The following is an 18,124-nucleotide window of genomic DNA, read 5'->3' on the forward strand; positions in this document are numbered from 1 at the left end:
AGGCGGATATCCTCTGTCCGCCTGAACGTCAAAACCGACTCAAACTCTCCATCGCCACAGCCTTAAACGCCGCAAAATTCTCGCACTGGCACAGGCGCGCCATCGCGCGTTCACGCAGGAAAGTGACAAAGATGTCGTAAATCGCCATTGCCTCTTCGTACTCGCTTTTGCTGATGGCGAGCAGGAAGATGACATGGGCGGTTTCATCTCCCCACTGAATGCCCTGCGGCGCCAGCACGGTGTAGACCACCGTTTTTTGCGCCAGCAGGCCGAGGGAGTGCGGCAGCGCAATGCCGTCGCCGAGCATGGTGCTGACGATGGCTTCACGCTCGATAACCGAATCCAGAAACTCCGCACCGACAAAGCCCTCTGCTTCAAGCTGTTCACACAGCTCGCGGAACAGCGTTTGCTGGTCGACAGGCTTGTCGATAATGCGGAAATGGGCCGCGTCGAAGTATTTTTCCAGCATCCACGGCCGGGTGCGGTCCACCAGCACCAGCTTGCCGATCTGCTCTAACTGATAATCGGTCGGGAACGGGGCGATCATCACCACCGGTTTGGATTTTTCGCTCACGCGGGCGGTGGAGATCACAAAGTCTTCGCCAATGGCATCGGCAAGCTCGTACTCGCGAAGGGTGAGCGTGCGCGTCACCTCAATCTGCGGGTATTTACGCTGAAGTACCGCCTCGATCATGCGCACCATCGCGTTACCTGCGTCGCATACCAGCAGCACCCGCGGCTGGCGCTGGTAGCCGATGTTGTAGTGGCGCTCCAGCCCGACGCCGATATGCAGCACCAGAAAACCAATTTCGTTTTCGCTGATCACATACGGGGTGTATTTTCCCCAGCTCGACACCGCCGCGAGGGTCATATCCCACGCCATCGGGTAGTGCTGCTTGATGTTATCCAGCAACGGATTGGGGATCATGATTTGATACCGCACGCGGGTAATCATGGTTTTTATGTGCGTGAGCAGATCTGCATGCAGTTGCTCGTCGCTCAACAGGTTGTAGTTATAGTGGGTGTTGATGTAGCGCAGAATGTAGTTGACCAGGGCTTCGTCGTCGTCAGCATTAATGGCGCTCGGGGCGATCTCCTGGATCTGCCGCGCCGCAATGTGCACGCACAGCCAGCTCTCTTCTGACGGCGACAGCGCTTTGCCCGCCAGCTCCTGGATAGCCACCGCGATATCTTTCGCCGCCTCATGCACGTTCTCTTCCACGTCTTCCGCGTGGAATTCCGGCAGCGGATACCCTTCGCTGATGCGCCGCACCGACACCGCGCAGTACAGGCGCAGGAACAGCTCGCCTTCGTCGGTCAGGCGAATGTGATGGCGCGTCAGCGCATCGTGCAGCACCGGCACCATCTTTTCCGCCACGCCCGCGTTCAGCGCCACGTCGGTCACCAGCGGGTTCAGGCTGTCCTGCTGCGCCAGCTCCCACAGGAGGTCGGTCAGGCAGGCGCGGATCGCCATCTCGCTGCCAAACAGCTTCATGCCGTGGCGAGGGCGGGTTTCCAGCGTCAGGTTGTAACGGTGAAACCACTCGCGCACTTCCACCATGTCGCTCTGCAACGTGGCCCGGCTGACGAACCACTCATCGGCCAGATCCTCCAGCTTGATGGAAAAGGCTGACGTCAGAAAACGCACCACCAGATAGTGCACGCGCTCAGGTCCGGTTCGCGGAATACGCAGCGCGCGCGGGTGGGACGCCTGCAATTGCTGATAGCGCGCCACATCATTAATTTTGAGCTGATAGCCGTTGCCCCGGCTCAAAATGAACTGCGCGCCGTGGCTAGCCAGCAGCGCGTTCAGGGCGGTGATATCCGCCCGGACGGTTCGCGTGGAAACCGACAGCCGCTGCGCCAGCTCGTCCTGCGGCAGCGTCTCGTTTTGCAACAGATCGAAAAGTTGCGCTAAACGTTGGTTCGGAAATCGCACGTCGTTGTCCTCTTACGGCTTAAGGTGAAATGACCATCTGGGATGGGCTGCCGACCGGGGTATAGTCTGGCTCGGCGCTCAGCTTGCCGTCCGGCGCCACGCGGAAACGGGTAATGTTGTCGCTGCGCTGGTTCATGACGTACAGCCAGCGACCCTGCTTATCGAGCGTCAGGGTGCGCGGATAGTCGCCGCGCGTCCAGACATCATCCTGATGCGTCAGCGTACCCTCTGCCGTTACGGTAAAGTGCCCGATGCTGTTATGCAAACGGTTAGCGACATACAGCTGTTTCCCGTCGGCACTTAGCGCCAGCCCGGCAGCAAAACTGGTGCCTTTATAACCGTCCGGCAGGGCTGAAACCGTTTTACCCTCTTTCAGCCTGCCATTACTGTCCAGCGCATAATGGGTGAGCGTAGACGCCTCTTCGTTAATCAGCCACAGGGCATCACCTTTCGGCGTAAAGACGAAGTGGCGCGGCCCGGCCCCTTTTGAGGAGGCGCTGATAAACGGCGGATCGTTCGGAGTCAGCTTCCCGGTTTGATCGTCAAAACGGTACTGATAGATGCGATCCAGCCCCAGATCGGTGGAAAAAACGTATTTCCCGCTCGGATCGGCGGCGATCATGTGCGCATGCGGGCCGTTATGATCGCTGATGGCGAAACTGCCCTCGACGGCAGCTTCCGGCTTCGCCGCGCCCGGTTCGCCTTTGTCCTGATGGGTGTCCGTAGCATCGCTCAGGCTGCCGTCTGCGTTAACGGGCAGCACCGCGACAGTTCCGCTGATGTAGTTTGCCACCAGCAGATGTTTACCGTTCGGCGTCAGGGAAAGATATACCGGCCCCGCGCCGCCGGAGGCCACCTGATTCAGCTCGCTCAGCGTGCCGTTATCGCCGATGCGCAGCGCCTGCACCACGCCCTGCTCCACTTCGCTTGCCAGATAGAGCGTTTTGCCGTCGTGTGAGACGGTTAACTGCGCGGCGTTCGGCAGCTTGCTCACCAGCGTTTTATCGTTCAGCGCACCGGTTTGCGGGTCGACGGTAAAGCGGTACAGCCCTTCGCCGTTGGGGTTGTAGGTGCCCACCCAGGCGTACTGGTTTTGAGCAATAGCAGAGGTAGCAAGTAAAGAGAGTGAAGCAACAAGCAGGGTACGGGTGTGCATGGTGGCTCCTTCGGGTGTGTGCGGTTTGTTTCCCCTCACCCTAACCCTCTCCCCAAAGGGGAGAGGGGACGATTACACCCTCTCCCCTTTGGGGAGAGGGCTGGGGTGAGGGGCAGGTTTTACTTCACCAGCTTCTTCGTTATCTCCAGCAGCGTGCGCACATCTTCTGGGCGCGTATCACCGCTGGCTTTATCGATAATCGAGCTGTAGATATGCGGGATGATTTTGCTCACGCCCGCGTCGAGGGCGATCTGCAAGATCGCCTCGAAGTTCTCCAGATCGATTCCCCCGGTCGGCTCCAGCCAGAAGTCGTGACGGGCGCAGGCTTCCGCCACCGCCTGGTATTCGTCACGGCATTTCAGGCCGCCCATCGGAAAGTACTTGATGGAGCTCCCGCCGAAATCTTTCAGCAGGGCGATGGCGGTTTCAACCGGCACAATGCCTTCCGGCGCGTTACTGCTTAGCGGGCCGGTGGAGATTTTCACCATCCCGACGGTACCGGTCGGAGAGACCAGACCGTTGACCACGGAGTCATTTTGCCCCAGCAGCGCGCGGCTGGTGGCCACGCCGGTAAAGACCTGGTTAACGTGCTGCGGCTGCACCTGGCGGGATATTTCACTCACCATCGCCGACTGGTTCGGATCGCCCGCGCCCAGGCCAACGGAGAGCGCGTTATCAATCAGCTTCGCGTACTCACGCATATCCGCGACCGCGCTCGCCACGTCCGGGTAATTTTTGGAGAGCACGCCCACCAGCACGTGGCCTTCCGCCGCCTCATAGATGGCGCTGGCGTTGGCCTTTGAGCCTGCCAGCACGTTCAGGCAGACGCGGTCACGGTAAAAGTTGGGGGTCAGTTTCATGCGTTTTTCTCCTGTCCTAATACTTCACTAATGCGGCGGTACACAATGTTCAGCTGGTCAGCGTTTACGCTGCGCACGTCCGCTTCGATAATCCCTTCGTTGGCTTTATAGCCACGGAAGTAAATGGCGTATTCGCCCTGCTTCAGCTTCGCCACCAGGTCACCCGTGCCGACGCCGGTGGTGGCTTCGTCGAACTTAATTTCGGTGCGGGCGATGTCGCGTCCGGCGCTGTCCCAGACCACGCGCGCAGTCACACCGTTAAGGGTGTTGAGCGCCTCGATAAACGGCGTCATTTTCGCCACCATCTCGGCGCCGCTCTCCTTGGTGGCCGTCAGGTAGTGTTCGATGGCGCAGGTCAGGCCAAGAATGCCCTCTTTGCCCACCTTCATCGCGCGGCCAATGCCCGCCGTCTGGCGCTTCACCCACTCAACGTACTGGGTTTTGCCAATCACCAGGCCGCTGGTTGGGCCTTCGATCGCCTTCGCGCCGCTGTAGATCACCAGATCGGCGCCGGATCGGTAATAGGTATGCAGATCTTCTTCCGCCGCGGCATCAACGATCAGCGGCAAGTCGTGTTTACGCGCGACAACCGCCGCCTGCTCGACGCTGAGCATGCTTTTCTGCACGCAGTGGTGCGATTTAATGTAGAGGATAGCCGCCGTGCGCGGGGTGATCGCCGCCGCCAGCTGATCGGCGGAACATTCGTTGGCGTAGCCCGCTTCCACCAGCTTGCCGCCGCCAAGCGCCACCATGGTGCCCACCGGCGCGCCAAAATTCACGTTGTGGCCTTTCGGCAGGACGATCTCGTTATTTTCAATCGGTGTGACGTGCAGGTTTTCCAGCAGCCAGTCGCTGTCTTTCACCAGCACAGCCGCCACGGACTGGGCAATGCCCGCCGACGCGCAGGAGACCACCGTCGCCCCTTCCACCTCCAGCAGCTTCGCGATGTATTCCCCGGTTTTATTGACCAGATCCTTCATCTCGAAATAGTGATTCATGCCGTCCATCGCCGCCTGCACCACTTCCGGGCGCGGCGTGGAGACACCCAGCGCCGTCATGCGGCCAGAGGTGTTGATAACCTGCTTTAAGTTGTACTTCTCATAAATCGAAGGCATGTTCCGTGCTCCCTTGTTCGGTCATGTAGCCCTTGCCCGCGCGGATCGCGGCAAGCGGCACCAGAATGTGTTCAGCCTGTAGGCTGTCGTTTTCGGCATCCGTCAGCACCGTCGGCTGGCGCTTGAGGGTAAACAGCGTCAGATCGGCGTCGAGGCCAGGCTGAATGCGACCCTTGCGCGTCAGGCGCAGGCCGTCGGCGGCGTTGGCGGTGACGCAGTCAATCACCTGCGGCAATGACATGCCGATGGCGAGGAATTTCGACATCACGCTTGCCAGCGAGCCGACCGGACCGTTGATGCGGTTGCGGCAGTAAATATCCGAGCTGATGGTGTGCGGCAGAATGCCCATCGCAATAGCGCGCTTCGCCACTTCAAAGCTGAAGCTCGCCGTACCGTGGCCAACGTCCAGACGCACGCCGCGCTTCAGGGCGGAGGTAATGGAGGCACGCAGCTCGCCGGAGGGCGTCAGGATGCGGTTTGGCTTGCCGTTGTAGCAGTGGGTCATGATGTCGCCGGAGCTCAGCAGCTCGGCGATTTCGTCGAGGTTCGGCGGGTTGTTGCCAATGTGCACCATCAGCGGCAGGTCGCCGTTCTCTTTCTGGATCGCTTTCGCGCGCGCCAGCGGGGTGATGCCGTTTTCACCGACCACGCTGCTGCTCATGCGCGCCTTCAGGCCGACGATAAAATCAGGATGCCGTTTCACCGCCTCTTTCACCGCGTCGGCGTCAATATTGGCCATATTGGCCAGCTCGTTCTGGGCGATCAGCCCCACGCGGGAGATGTTCAGCAGGGCAAACACCTCGGTGGAGGCTTTGCGGGTGATGGCGTAGAAATCGTCCACGTCGTCGGCCCCGGTGCTGCCCGCGTCCACCACGGTGGTGACGCCAGTGGCAATGCCCACGCTGTCCGGCTCGTCGTGGTAAATCGGGGAGTTCGGGTAGCAGTGGACGTGGGAGTCAATCCAGCCCGCGCTGACGAACACATCACCGTTAAGCTCAACCGTTTTGCGGGCGGGAGCGTTAATGTCGCCTGTCGCGGCGATCTTCCCGTCCTGAATGGCGATATCGGTCAGGGTATCGTCGGCGAGGCGCGCACGGCGCAGGAGTAGATCAAACATGGGGTTCTCCTGATAGGGCGGGCGCCGGAGCGCCCGCGGGTATTAAAGGGCGACCGGGAACAGCCAGCCCAAAATCATTGCGCCGAGGATGGCGCCACCGGTTATCGGCTTCTGCCAGATGTAGAACAGCAACGCGCCTACCAGGGAACCGACGCCGATTGGAATGGAGGCGGTCATGGCGCTGAGGATAATCAACGGCCCGAGGAAGCGGCCGGAGGCGTTACCCGCGCCCATCATCACGTCTGCGCCGTAGGTGGAGTTGCTCTGGTTGATGGTGAACTTACGCGCCAGGATGATGACGTAGCCAATCGCCAGACCAATCACCAGGCCGGTAATCAGCGAGGCAATGAAGTTGGTCACCGGGAACATGATCCCCGCGCCCAGCAGCAGCGCCGGTACGCCGAGGCCTACGCCGGTCTGGATCGCCCCGCCGATATCAAGAATACCTACCAGCGACCCTTCGATAATTCGGGCGAACAGGAAGCTCGCGCCAAATGCCGCCACTGCGCCGTAAACGCCGGTATCAATGCCCGCTTTCAGCATCGCCACGAAGGCCACTTCGTTAAACGCGCCGATGCCGTAGAGGTAGTACATGTGCGTCCCGGCAAAGACGCCGGAGGAGAGCAGGCCAACGAAGATCGGGAACGACCAGTCGGCATACCAAAAACCTTTATTCTGTTCCATTTAGAGGCTCCTGTTATTTACCGCTGAGCGAGTTGTGGATCATGTCGAGCCAGTTCGGCACGGTCAGATGGAAGGATTCGATCATCTTCATGTCGAAGCCGCGGAAGAAGCCGCTCAGCACGAAGAGCAGAACGATCGCCGCCATCATCACTTTGGTGACGTGGTTCCAGCCGCTCTCCTCCACGCCTTTACCGATCAGAATACCCAGTACCAGACCCGGTACGGCGTTGCCCATAATCAGCTGCGCCGCGCCGCCAAAGATGGTGGCCCAGAAGCCCGATTTTTTACCCGCGTCGATGGCCGCCAGCCAGAAGATCACCGGCATGACGGTGTTGACCAGCAGGTTAGCCGCCGGTACAAGCACCTTCACGGCGGTGACCTGAAGCGCAGCCGGAACGGAGGAGGCGGTCAGGTTCAGGAAGGTGACGACGAGCATGCCAATCACGCCGCAGGCAATCGCCATTTTGCGCGGGTCATGCAGCGTTTCACCGACGTTACGGTTTTTGATCATCAGTGCAGCAGCACCCCAGTTCGGGATGATGCGGTGGTCAACGTCCTGTGTGAAGGCACCTGCGGCCACGGAAGAGGCCCAGGCGTTAAAGAAGAAACCTAACCCAAAGGAGAAGTGGGACGCCGGATCCCCTTCGCAGGAGTTCAGTTCCCCCAACGTACGAAACGCGCCCATACCCTGAGTGGTAGGCGCATGAAACATGCGTGCAGCCCCGGCCCCGACACCGACGCCTACCAGGCCGCCGATGATGAGCGATTTTATTAATATAATTAAGAACATCAGTCTGCCCTTTTATGAATAATCAGCGTTGCGTGACGAAATCCACCTGGTCGAGATTGATGGCTGTCACGTTGACGGTCACATCCAGCTCCACGCTGTAGGTGCGTCTTTCCCGGCGCAGAAAGAAGAACAGAAACGCTTCTTTTCGCACCGCTTCTTGCGCCTGAACGACCTGCACATCCTGTGGCTCAATACGCAGTAAGATATGCGGTGAGGCTTTCATCACCGCGGCCTGAACGTGGTTGAGCGCGTCGGCAAAGGCGCGCGCTTTGGCGTCGCCCTTCCCCTTCACTCTCACCGTGGTTGTGAACTGTTCTTTCATGCTTACGCGCCGTATTTCTTCTGCCACGCCTGTACCAGACGCTCGCCCAGCTCTTCTTTATCCATAAAGCCAAAGCCCAGCACGTTGCAGCCTTCGTTGATGGCGGTCACACCCTCATCCACGGAGCGCATTCCGTATTTGGCCTTGTAGCCATATTTGGTCTGAGCGGTGATGGCGCCCGCGCCGCCGCTGCCGCAGAAGGAGATGCCGAAGGTGGCGTTTTCCGCTTTCATCACGTCACCGAGCTTCATATCCGCTGCCATGCCCGGTACGACAACCGCGCGTCCGCCGGCTTTTTCCACACCCGCAGCCACTTTCTGACCTTTACCCAGGCGATCGCCAATCACGACTGTAATCTGTTCCATGTGTTGCTCCTTAAAGGTTGTCTTTCGCGACTTCGAAGTGAACGGAGAGCAGCCAGGCCTCTTCATCAGGAAGGTTGCCGAACTGCGCTACCACTTCACGGGCAAGTTGCATTGAATCTGGTGAAATTTCGTCGAACAGCTCTGCTTCAACCTCCGGCAGCGGCTCGCCGGTCACGGACCGGTGCGCCATTGCGCGAACGTGGGAGGTCAGCATCTGCTCCTGTACCGCGTTGGGGATGATGTTGTGCCGGGCCAGCAGGGCGTAGACCTGCTGAAGCATGGTGTTCGCGAGCTGTTCTGTTTGCACCGCCTGTTCCCCAACGTCGTTCATTACCGCTCCGTTAATCACTCGTCTTACCCCGTTAATGGCTCTGGAATAAAACTAACGTTGGGGGGGAATTGTTTGTAGCGAGTTGTTTTCCACTTCGAAGTGGAAAGGCGAGCAGCGGCAGTGATCTGTGCCACATAAATGCGGTGAATCTGTATAAATCGCTGGATTTACGTGATGAATATCACGCTATTACGCGGTATTAGACTGAAAAGCGGAGTGGAAAAGATTACGAGCAGGCTCGTAGAAATGTGACGTGGATAAGGTTTTCTTATGGAGATTCGCTAGAGTGGCGGCGGGTGCTTGAGACTGACCGTCTCAGGCATGGGACGGAAAGTGGAAAGCCCCGCCTGATAAAAAATCAGGGCGGGGGCTCGAAACGACACGTCACACCGTGGAGTTCGCTACCTCGCCCGCTTTAAAGCAAGGAGGCATCCATGAAACGCAGAAACCCAAGTATCGGGGTTTTGATGATTATTTCTTTGACAATAATCATCTTAACGCTGGTGACGAGGAAAACACTGTGCGAGATCCGTTTTCGTAATGGCTCGCTTGAAGTGACAGCGCGGATGGATTGTCGCTCCGGCAAGTAGGGAGCAACGATGCGGGGGCGCATCATGCGCCTCCGCATACGGAGAGAGGACGTACAGCTCAGGCACCCAATTAACGATACTTTTTGTGATACGCGTTGCGGGTCGCCGCAAACTGATCGGCTGCCGCCTGGGCTTCCTTCACTTTGCCTTCGTTCGCCAGCTTCAGCGCGCCGTCGATCTGGCCGACCAGCACGTCAAAGCCGTGGCGGTAGTCTTTCATCTCGGCGCTGTCTGCCGCTTTGCTTTCCAGCTTCGGCGGCGTCGCTTTTTGCGCATCCAGCGCAGCTTCACGCATCTTCGTCAGTGCGTCTTTCATTTCCGCCGCATTGTCGGTTTTCTGCACCACCTTCAGATTTTGACTGAGGATGTCCATGTTGTCTTCGAGATCGGCAGCAAACGCAGATGAGCCAAGAACCAGCGTTGAAGCCGCGACGATCGCTAACAGGTGTTTACGCATTGCTCACTTCCTTTTTTATTATTAATCACGCTTTTACGGGGATTATTGCCCGGCGATTTTCATCTCAGGCAGTAATACAGAACCACACTGAATATTGCTGCGTGTTTCAATATCGTTACCGACCGTAACAATATTGCGCCACATGTCCTTGAGGTTGCCGGCGATGGTGATTTCGCTCACCGGATACTGAATTTCACCGTTTTCGACCCAGAAGCCCGCTGCACCGCGAGAGTAATCGCCGGTGATACCGCTCACGCCCTGCCCCATCAACTCGGTGACCACCAGGCCGGTGCCCATCTCTTTCAGCATCTGTTCAAAATTCAGGCCCTGTCCGGCAATGCGCCAGTTGTGGATGCCACCCGCGTGCCCGGTGCTTTTCAGCCCCAGCTTACGCGCAGAGTAGTTGGTCAGCAGCCACTGGGTCAGAATGCCGTCTTTCACGATATCCCGGCGTTCCGTGCGTACGCCTTCGCTGTCGAACGGCGTGGAGGCCAGCCCTTTCAGCAGGTGTGGGTGCTCTTCGATGGTCAGCCATTCCGGCAGGATCTGCTTGCCCAGCGAGTCGAGCAGGAAGGTCGATTTACGGTACACCGAACCGCCCGCGATAGCGCCCACCAGATGGCCAAACAGGCCGGTCGCCACTTCGTTGGCAAAAATCACCGGGGCTTTCATGGTGGAGAGTTTACGCGGCGACAGGCGAGACAGCGTGCGTTCGGCGCACGCTTTACCCACCCACTCCGGAGACTGCAAATCCCCCAGCGCGCGGCCAATGGTATACGCGTAGTCGCGCTCCATGTCGCCGTTTTCTTCGGCGATGACGCAACTGGAAAGCGAGTGGCGGGTTGAGCAGTACCCTTGCAACATGCCATGGGAGTTACCAAACACTTTGATGCCGTAGTGGCTGTTAAAGCTGCCGCCTTCGGTATTGGTGATGCGTTTGTCAGCCTGCAAAGAAGCCTGCTCGGCTCGCGCGGCCAGCTCAATGGCTTCGTCCGGCGTCACTTCCGCGGGATGGAACAGATCGAGATCCGGCGCGTCAAACGCCAGCAGCTCTTTATCGGCCACGCCAGCGTAAGGATCCGGGGAGGTGTAACGCGCGATATCCAGCGCCGCCTGCACCGTACGGGCGATGGCATCCGGGCTGAGATCGGTAGACGACGCGCTGCCTTTGCGATTCTGGTGATACACGGTGATCCCCAGCGCGCCATCGCTATTAAATTCTACATTCTCCACTTCGCCATAGCGGGTGCTCACGCTAATGCCGGTGGTTTTGCTGACCGCCACTTCGGCGCCATCTGATTTACCTGAAGCGAGCGTCAGCGCGGTGGAGACGGCTTCTTCCAGAATCTTACGCTGCGCTTCAACTTGTGAGGTTACTTTCATCGCAAATGCCATACTGTAAGAGAGAGTTAAGTGAAGTCTAACAGAGAACCGTTTTTCAGTGCGCGTCTTAACTGGTAACATTAGCCTCTTTTTTTAAGGAGCCTGACATGACTAAGCAGCCCGAAGACTGGCTCGACGACGTTCCCGGTGATGACATCGAAGACGAAGATGATGAGATCATCTGGGTCAGTAAAAGTGAAATTAAACGTGACGCCGAAGAGTTAAAACAGCTTGGCGCAGAAATGGTAGAACTGGGTAAAAACGCGCTGGATAAGATCCCGCTCGACCAGGATCTGCGTGATGCCATTGAACTGGCACAGAAAATCAAGAAAGAAGGGCGTCGCCGCCAGCTTCAGCTTATCGGGAAACTGCTGCGTCAGCGCGACGTGGAGCCGATCCGTCAGGCGCTGGATAAACTGAAGAACCGCCACAACCAGCAGGTTGCGCTGTTCCATAAGCTGGAGCAGATTCGCGATCGTTTGATCGAGCAAGGTGATGACGCGGTACCTGAAGTGCTGAACCTGTGGCCGAATGCCGACCGCCAGCAGCTGCGTTCTTTGATCCGTAACGCGAAGAAAGAGAAAGAAGGGAATAAGCCGCCGAAGTCAGCGCGTCTGATTTTCCAGTATCTGCGCGAGCTGTCTGAGAACGAAGAGTAAACCCCTCACCCCAGCCCTCTCTCCAAAGGGGAGAGGGAGAAGAGATAATGTAGGCCCGGTAAGCGCTAGCGCCACCGGGTCTTTTTTTACTCTGCGGCCGCGGCTTTCTTCGCCAGACCGTCCAGCAGCTTCTGATGGATCCCGCCAAACCCGCCGTTGCTCATCACCAGAATGTGATCGCCAGGCTGTGCGGCTTTCACCACCATATCCGCTAAGACATCCACGTCCGCACTCCAGTGCGCTGGCTGAATGCAGGCGTCGGCCACTTCGGCCACCTGCCACGGAATATGCTGCGGTTGCAGCAGGAAGACTTCGTCGGCACGCCCTAAGGACGGCGCGAGATCGTCTTTGCAGATGCCCATTTTCATGGTGTTCGAACGCGGTTCCAGTACGGCCAGAATGCGCGCGGTGCCGCCAACTTTGCCACGCAATGCGGCAAGCGTCGCCAGAATGGCCGTTGGGTGGTGCGCGAAATCGTCATACACCGTCACACCGTGGGCTTCGCCACGTAGCTCCAGACGGCGACGGGCGTTGATAAACGTGCCCAGCGCATTGGCGGCATCCGCAGGCAGTACGCCAACGTGACGCGCCGCGGCGATCGCCATCAGGCCGTTGTGCATGTTGTGCTCGCCCACCAGGCCCCACTTCACCTCGCCCACTTTCTCACCGTCGAGCAGCACTTCCCATTCGGAGGCATCCGCGTTGAGCTTTTTCGCCTGCCAGTGCCCCTGCTCGCCCACCAGCTCCTGCTCGCTCCAGCACCCCATTGCCAGGGTCTGCTTCAGGTTGATGTCGTTCTCCGGCAGGATAATGCGGCCCTGACCCGGAACAATGCGCACCAGATGGTGGAACTGTTTCTGAATCGCTTTCAGGTCGTCAAAGATATCCGCGTGATCGAACTCAAGGTTGTTGAGGATCAGCGTGCGTGGGCAGTAATGCACGAACTTGGAGCGCTTGTCGAAGAACGCGCAGTCGTATTCATCCGCTTCAATCACAAAGAACGGGCTGTCGCCCAGACGCGCGGAGACGTCGAAATTCCCCGGTACGCCGCCGATCACGAAGCCCGGCTTGTAGCCGCAGGCTTCGAGGATCCAGGTCGCCATACCGGCGGTGGTGGTTTTGCCGTGCGTCCCGGCAACGGCGACAACCCAGCGGTCGCGCAGGACAAAATCATGCAGCCACTGCGGGCCAGACATGTACGGGATATTGCGTTCCAGCACCGCTTCAACGCATGGATTCCCACGGGTCATGGCGTTACCCACGATCACCAGATCCGGCTGCGGCTCCAGCTGGCTGGCGTCGTATCCCTGAATCAGAGAAATTCCCTGCTTCTCGAGCAGCGTGCTCATCGGCGGATACACATTGGCGTCCGAACCTGTCACTTCATGGCCCAGCGAGCGCGCCAGCATTGCCAGTCCGCCCATGAAAGTGCCACAAATCCCCAATATATGAATGCGCATACGTCACTATCCTTCTTCAATGTGGCGCACATTTTACTCACATGTCAGCGGCTGTGAAACGCATTTCAGGTAAATCCGTATTTTGCTGGCGCGATTCACCTCTGCGCTAATATTTGAATGTTTGTTAAGATTGTTGGACATCAACCGCTTTACTCAACATAAGATGCAGGGAAAGTGTTATGAAAACGTTAGGTGAATTTATTGTCGAGAAGCAGCACGAGTTCTCTCATGCTACGGGTGAGCTCACTGCTTTGCTGTCGGCAATAAAGCTGGGCGCTAAGATCATCCACCGCGATATCAACAAGGCCGGTCTGGTCGATATCCTGGGTGCCAGCGGTGCCGAGAACGTTCAGGGTGAGGTTCAGCAGAAACTCGACCTGTTCGCCAATGAAAAACTGAAAGCAGCACTGCGCGCGCGCGACATCGTTGCGGGTATCGCCTCTGAAGAAGAAGATGAGATCGTCGTATTCGAAGGGTGTGAACACGCGAAATACGTTGTTCTGATGGATCCGCTGGACGGCTCCTCCAACATCGACGTTAACGTTTCTGTCGGTACCATTTTCTCCATCTACCGTCGCGTCACGCCGGTTGGCACGCCGGTGACGGAAGAAGACTTCCTGCAACCGGGCAGTAAACAGGTTGCTGCCGGTTATGTGGTGTATGGCTCGTCCACCATGCTGGTGTACACCACCGGCTGCGGCGTACACGCCTTTACCTACGATCCGTCCCTGGGCGTGTTCTGCCTGTGCCAGGAGCGTATGCGCTTCCCGGAGAAGGGCAACACCTACTCCATCAACGAAGGCAACTACATCAAATTCCCGAACGGCGTGAAGAAGTACATCAAATTCTGCCAGGAAGAGGATAAAGCCACCCAGCGCCCGTACACCTCACGCTATATCGGCTCGCTGGTGGCGGATTTCCACCGTAACCTGCTGAAGGGCGGTATTTACCTCTACCCAAGCACCGCCAGCCACCCGGACGGAAAACTGCGTCTGCTGTACGAGTGCAACCCAATGGCATTCCTGGCCGAACAGGCAGGCGGCAAGGCGAGCGACGGTAAAGAGCGTATTCTGGATATCGTGCCAGAAAGCCTGCACCAGCGCCGTTCGTTCTTCGTCGGCAACCGCCATATGGTGGATGACGTTGAACGCATGATCCGCGAATACCCGGACGCGTAACGCACGAAAAGGGGAGCCCGTCAGGCTCCCCTTTTTTTCGTCATGCCGTTTGCGTGGTCAATTTGAAGGAGGCCATCGCTTCCATCAGCTCGCGAGACTGCTCCTCCAGGGAACGTGTTGCCGCAGATGATTGCTGGACCAGCGCCGCATTTTGCTGCGCCGTTTCATCCATCTGATTGACGGCGATATTCACCTGCTCAATACCGCGGCTTTGCTCCTGAGAGGCCGTCGCAATTTCACGCATCAGTTTGGTCATACGCAGTACTTCGGTGGCGATCTCGTCCATCGTCTCACCGGCCTGCTGCGCCAGCTCGCTGCCCTCGTTCACGTGGGTTTGCGAATCACTGATAAGCGAGCGGATCTCTTTCGCCGCATCAGCACTGCGGCTGGCGAGATTACGCACCTCACCCGCCACGACCGCAAAACCTCGCCCCTGCTCACCCGCACGCGCCGCTTCAACGGAGGCATTCAGCGCCAGAATATTGGTCTGGAAGGCAATGCCGTCGATGACGCTCAGGATATCGGCGATGCGTGCCGAGCTGCCGGAGATGTCGCGCATCTTCTCAATGACATAGCAGACCATTTCGCTGCCGTGATCGGCGGTATCGGAGACCGACTTCGCCAGTTGGTGCGCCTGCTCGGCGTTATCGGCGTTAAGTTTCACCGTGGCGGTGATCTCTTCCATGCTGGCGGCCGTCTGCTCCAGCGAGGTGGCGGTGGATTCCGTGCGCTGAGCCAGGTTCATATTCCCGGCCGTCAGCTCGCGGCTGCCGGTATCAATCTGCGAGCTGGCGTCACGCACCCGCAGAACGGAGTCCATCAGCGACTGGCGCATCCCTTCGATCGCCGCGTTAAGGCGATTAAATTCCTGGCTCGCCGGCGCGTTCAGGGTATGGGTTAAATCCCCGGCCGCCACATGTTCCAGCTGGGCAATCGAGGCTGAAAGCGGCTCGAGCAGCATATGGCGCAGAACCAGCCAGGCCAGCACGATAATGCCAGCCGTCAGCAGCGCCGCGACGATAATCAGGATCAGCACGCGGGTTTTACTCGCCTGCACGGCGCTCACCTCCGCTTTGCCGCGCGCCTCGCTCCATGCCTGGAACGCCTGCATATCGTTATCAAACTGCTTCGCCACCGGGACCAGCTTGTTTTCCAGCAGATCGTAATAGCTGTCCGCGCTTTGCTCGTTCAGGGCTTTCAGCATCGGGCTGATACCCTGCTGGTTGTACACCGCCAGGCTCGCGGCGACGTTATCCAGCAGCTTTTGCCCCTGCTCATCCGCCACGCCGCTGCCGATCACGTCCTTCAGCGTTTTCTGTGCCAGCGCCACTTCCTGGTTAATGGTTTTGACCGCCCTGGCCGCATCGTCCAGCAGGCCGACCTCCATCATGCGGACGGCCTGCCCCGCTTCGTTACGCGCGCGCAGGATCAGCGTATAGCCGGCATTCAGCTGCACCATCTGTTCACCCTGAAGATGATTGATGCGCTGGAGAGAAGCGGAACTTTGTGTAAGGGCATAAATGCCGATGCCGCTGACAATCAGCAGCAGAAGGGTCATAACGGCCAGTAAAGAGAGCAAGCCGGTACGAATCGATAGCGTTTTAAGCATGATGTTATTTCCGGTAGCGAGATATTTCTGGGCATAAAAAAAGAGTATCGGCCGCTACCGGAAAATGTTTAGACTTTAAGCAATTTCAGCATGTTATCGCTCTGTTAAAGATGTATTCACCCGGGTAACAGGCGAGCTCTGGCGGTTCTCCCACAGCACCGTCAGGCCGCGCTGGAGCGCGATGAAAATAAACAACAGAATGCCGATGGCAATTTTGGTCCACCAGGAGCTGAGCGTGCCGTCGAAGTTGATATATGTCTGAATCAACCCCTGGATCGCCACGCCAAACAGCGTGCCGAGCACCGTCCCCACCCCGCCGCTGAGCAGCGTACCGCCAATCACCACCGAGGCAATGGCGTCCAGCTCAACGCCCACCCCCGCCAGGGCATAGCCTGCCTGGGTATAAACCGAGAATACAATCCCCGCGAGCGTGGCCAGCCCGGTCGAAAGCATGTAGATGCGGATAGTCGTGCTGCGCGTGGAAATTCCCATCAGGTTCGCGGACGTGGCGCTGCCGCCAATGGCATAAACCTGGTTACCAAACCGGGTACGGTGGGCGAGGAAGATCCCGATCACCACCACGCCCAGCATCAGCAGCCCCATTGCGCTCAGGCGCCCCCCGCCGGGGATTTTCCACGCCAGGCTGGAGAGCGTGTCGTAGATCGGGTGGTTTATCGGAATTGACTCCTCCGACACCAGATAGCTCACGCCGCGCAGGAAGAACATCCCGGCGAGGGTGATAATAAAGGCCGGGATTTTCAGCGCATCGATCAAAAGCCCCATAAAGGCGCCGAACGCGCAGCCCATGACCAGCACCAGCGGAAAAGCCAGCAGCGGCGAAATGCCCCAAAAGCCAATCGCCTTGGCAAGGAACACGCCGGTAAAGGCGATCACCGACCCAACGGAGAGATCGATCCCGCCGGAGAGGATCACAAACGTCATGCCGACGGCGATAATGCCTAAAAAGGCATTGTCGGTCAGGATGTTGCAAATCACCCGCGTGGAGGCGAAGCCCGGGAACTGGGTCAGGCAATAGAGGTACCCCAGCACGAACACGCCCAGCGTGATCATTAACGGCAAATTACGTTTTATCATGACCGCGGTTCCCCTTAATGAGAGTGATAAAGCGCGGCGACTGCACGATAAGCACGATAAGCACCACGACCGCTTTGACGACCTGATTCAGCTCCGGCTGGAACCCGGAGAGCAAAATACCGGTATTCATACCCTGAATAATCAACGCCCCCACCACCGAGAGCAGCAGATTAAAACGTCCGCCCATCAGCGATCCACCGCCGATAACCACCGCAAGGATCGCATCCAGCTCGAGCCAGAGTCCGGCGTTATTGGCATCCGCTCCGCGAATATCGGCGGCCACGATCACCCCGGCAATCGCAGCACAGACGCCACTCAGCACGTAAGTCAGCATCACCATCAGCCGCGTATTTACCCCGGCGTTTTTCGCGGCCCGAATGTTAATCCCCACCGCTTCGATGAACATCCCGAGCGCCGTTTTGCGGGTGAAAAGCCAGAACACCACCAGCGTCACCAACGCGACGATCACCGGCGTCGGGAAGAACAGAAAATTACCGCTGCCGATCCACGCCAGGCTCGGGGAGTTAAAGGTGACGATTTGACCGGAGGTGATAAGCTGCGCCACACCGCGCCCGGCCACCATCAAAATCAACGTCGCGACAAACGGCTGGATCTTGAGCACCGCGACCAGAATGCCGTTCCATAGCCCGGCTAGCACGCCGGAGCCCAGCGCGGCCAGCAGAACCACCGGCAGGCTGTGCCCGGCGACGGTCATCGAGGCGGCGGTGGCGCCCGCAATCGCCATTACCGCACCGACGGAGAGGTCGATCCCGCCAGTGGCAATGACCAGCGTCATACCAATCGCCAGCAGCGCCACGGGCGCGGCACGATTTAAGATGTCGATCGGGCTACCAAACAGCCGGCCATCCTGCACGACGATCTGGAAAAAATGCGGAGCCACCAGGCTATCCACTAGCAGCACCAGCAGCAGCGCCACGATTTGCGGCGTGCCGGTCGGCCAGCTGAAGCGGCGCTTCGCTTCGCCAGTTTGCGAAAGAGAACGGGACATCACAT

Annotated in this window: 19 protein-coding genes; 3 read left to right on the forward strand and 16 right to left on the reverse strand. The window is 58.4% G+C overall.

Features of this window, described 5'->3' with window-relative positions; genetic code table 11:
• Positions 1-28: 28 nt before the first annotated feature.
• The 10 genes from DD597_RS12820 to DD597_RS12865 form a co-directional block, all read right to left on the reverse strand.
• The gene (locus DD597_RS12820; protein WP_032608374.1) at positions 29-1,939 is read right to left on the reverse strand and encodes a transcription antiterminator; all 1,911 of its coding nucleotides are present in this window, start codon (positions 1,937-1,939) and stop codon (positions 29-31) included.
• Positions 1,940-1,958: 19 nt separating this feature from the next.
• Positions 1,959-3,095: a lactonase family protein gene (locus DD597_RS12825; RefSeq protein WP_023324063.1), complete on the reverse strand. Its 1,137-nt coding sequence runs from the start codon at positions 3,093-3,095 to the stop codon at positions 1,959-1,961.
• A 119-nt stretch (positions 3,096-3,214) separates the two neighbouring features.
• Positions 3,215-3,955, reverse strand: coding sequence for a KDGP aldolase family protein (locus DD597_RS12830; protein ID WP_129256269.1), 741 nt, complete (start codon positions 3,953-3,955; stop codon positions 3,215-3,217).
• The gene (locus DD597_RS12835) at positions 3,952-5,070 is read right to left on the reverse strand and encodes a DgaE family pyridoxal phosphate-dependent ammonia lyase (protein WP_045336786.1); all 1,119 of its coding nucleotides are present in this window, start codon (positions 5,068-5,070) and stop codon (positions 3,952-3,954) included. Before DD597_RS12835 ends, DD597_RS12830 begins: the two co-directional genes overlap by 4 nt.
• Positions 5,054-6,187 (reverse strand): amidohydrolase/deacetylase family metallohydrolase, encoded by a 1,134-nt coding sequence (locus DD597_RS12840; RefSeq protein ID WP_129256270.1) that lies wholly within the window; start codon positions 6,185-6,187, stop codon positions 5,054-5,056. Before DD597_RS12840 ends, DD597_RS12835 begins: the two co-directional genes overlap by 17 nt.
• Before the next feature lie 42 nt (positions 6,188-6,229).
• A complete protein-coding gene (locus DD597_RS12845; RefSeq protein ID WP_003856081.1) occupies positions 6,230-6,871 on the reverse strand; it encodes a DUF4310 family protein in 642 nt (213 codons plus the stop codon).
• Between the two features lie 13 nt (positions 6,872-6,884).
• The gene (locus DD597_RS12850; protein ID WP_023310182.1) at positions 6,885-7,661 is read right to left on the reverse strand and encodes a DUF4311 domain-containing protein; all 777 of its coding nucleotides are present in this window, start codon (positions 7,659-7,661) and stop codon (positions 6,885-6,887) included.
• Between the two features lie 22 nt (positions 7,662-7,683).
• Positions 7,684-7,983, reverse strand: a complete 300-nt coding sequence (locus DD597_RS12855; RefSeq protein WP_006810338.1) for a DUF4312 family protein — start codon at positions 7,981-7,983, stop codon at positions 7,684-7,686.
• Positions 7,984-7,985: 2 nt separating this feature from the next.
• Positions 7,986-8,348 (reverse strand): SFCGS family glycine-rich protein, encoded by a 363-nt coding sequence (locus DD597_RS12860; RefSeq protein ID WP_006810339.1) that lies wholly within the window; start codon positions 8,346-8,348, stop codon positions 7,986-7,988.
• A gap of 10 nt (positions 8,349-8,358) precedes the next feature.
• Positions 8,359-8,697 carry a PRD domain-containing protein gene (locus DD597_RS12865; protein ID WP_026080657.1) on the reverse strand — a complete coding sequence of 113 codons (339 nt, stop codon included), beginning with the start codon at positions 8,695-8,697 and terminating at the stop codon, positions 8,359-8,361.
• A 416-nt stretch (positions 8,698-9,113) separates the two neighbouring features.
• On the opposite strand from DD597_RS12865, the gene DD597_RS12870 reads away from it, so the two are divergent.
• Positions 9,114-9,269, forward strand: coding sequence for a Hok/Gef family protein (locus DD597_RS12870; protein WP_017383916.1), 156 nt, complete (start codon positions 9,114-9,116; stop codon positions 9,267-9,269).
• Between the two features lie 70 nt (positions 9,270-9,339).
• Here DD597_RS12870 and cybC read toward each other — a convergent pair whose 3' ends face one another.
• Positions 9,340-9,726: a cytochrome b562 gene (gene cybC / locus DD597_RS12875; protein WP_022650280.1), complete on the reverse strand. Its 387-nt coding sequence runs from the start codon at positions 9,724-9,726 to the stop codon at positions 9,340-9,342.
• 42 nt (positions 9,727-9,768) lie between these two features.
• Positions 9,769-11,121: a metalloprotease PmbA gene (pmbA, locus tag DD597_RS12880; RefSeq protein WP_015572506.1), complete on the reverse strand. Its 1,353-nt coding sequence runs from the start codon at positions 11,119-11,121 to the stop codon at positions 9,769-9,771.
• 95 nt (positions 11,122-11,216) lie between these two features.
• Here pmbA and yjgA point away from each other — a divergent pair, with 95 nt between their 5' ends.
• Complete coding sequence (gene yjgA, locus DD597_RS12885; RefSeq protein WP_003856072.1) at positions 11,217-11,768, forward strand: ribosome biogenesis factor YjgA; 552 nt, start codon at positions 11,217-11,219, stop codon at positions 11,766-11,768.
• Positions 11,769-11,854: 86 nt separating this feature from the next.
• Here the strand turns inward: yjgA and mpl are convergent, their stop codons facing one another.
• Positions 11,855-13,228 (reverse strand): UDP-N-acetylmuramate:L-alanyl-gamma-D-glutamyl-meso-diaminopimelate ligase, encoded by a 1,374-nt coding sequence (mpl, locus tag DD597_RS12890; protein WP_023315280.1) that lies wholly within the window; start codon positions 13,226-13,228, stop codon positions 11,855-11,857.
• Between the two features lie 179 nt (positions 13,229-13,407).
• On the opposite strand from mpl, the gene fbp reads away from it, so the two are divergent.
• On the forward strand, positions 13,408-14,406 hold the full coding sequence (gene fbp / locus DD597_RS12895) for a class 1 fructose-bisphosphatase (RefSeq protein ID WP_060579847.1): 999 nt from the start codon (positions 13,408-13,410) through the stop codon (positions 14,404-14,406).
• 40 nt (positions 14,407-14,446) lie between these two features.
• Here fbp and DD597_RS12900 read toward each other — a convergent pair whose 3' ends face one another.
• The 3 genes from DD597_RS12900 to ytfT form a co-directional block, all read right to left on the reverse strand.
• Positions 14,447-16,015: a methyl-accepting chemotaxis protein gene (locus DD597_RS12900; RefSeq protein ID WP_023315279.1), complete on the reverse strand. Its 1,569-nt coding sequence runs from the start codon at positions 16,013-16,015 to the stop codon at positions 14,447-14,449.
• Between the two features lie 93 nt (positions 16,016-16,108).
• Positions 16,109-17,110: a galactofuranose ABC transporter, permease protein YjfF gene (gene yjfF / locus DD597_RS12905; protein ID WP_017383921.1), complete on the reverse strand. Its 1,002-nt coding sequence runs from the start codon at positions 17,108-17,110 to the stop codon at positions 16,109-16,111.
• A complete protein-coding gene (ytfT, locus tag DD597_RS12910) occupies positions 17,097-18,122 on the reverse strand; it encodes a galactofuranose ABC transporter, ATP-binding protein YtfT (RefSeq protein ID WP_160863346.1) in 1,026 nt (341 codons plus the stop codon). Before ytfT ends, yjfF begins: the two co-directional genes overlap by 14 nt.
• Positions 18,123-18,124 lie beyond the last annotated feature (2 nt).

This window comes from Enterobacter cloacae complex sp. 677-3DZ2D5B (genome assembly GCF_004136695.1).
GTDB classification, from domain to species: Bacteria; Pseudomonadota; Gammaproteobacteria; order Enterobacterales; family Enterobacteriaceae; genus Enterobacter; species Enterobacter hormaechei_C.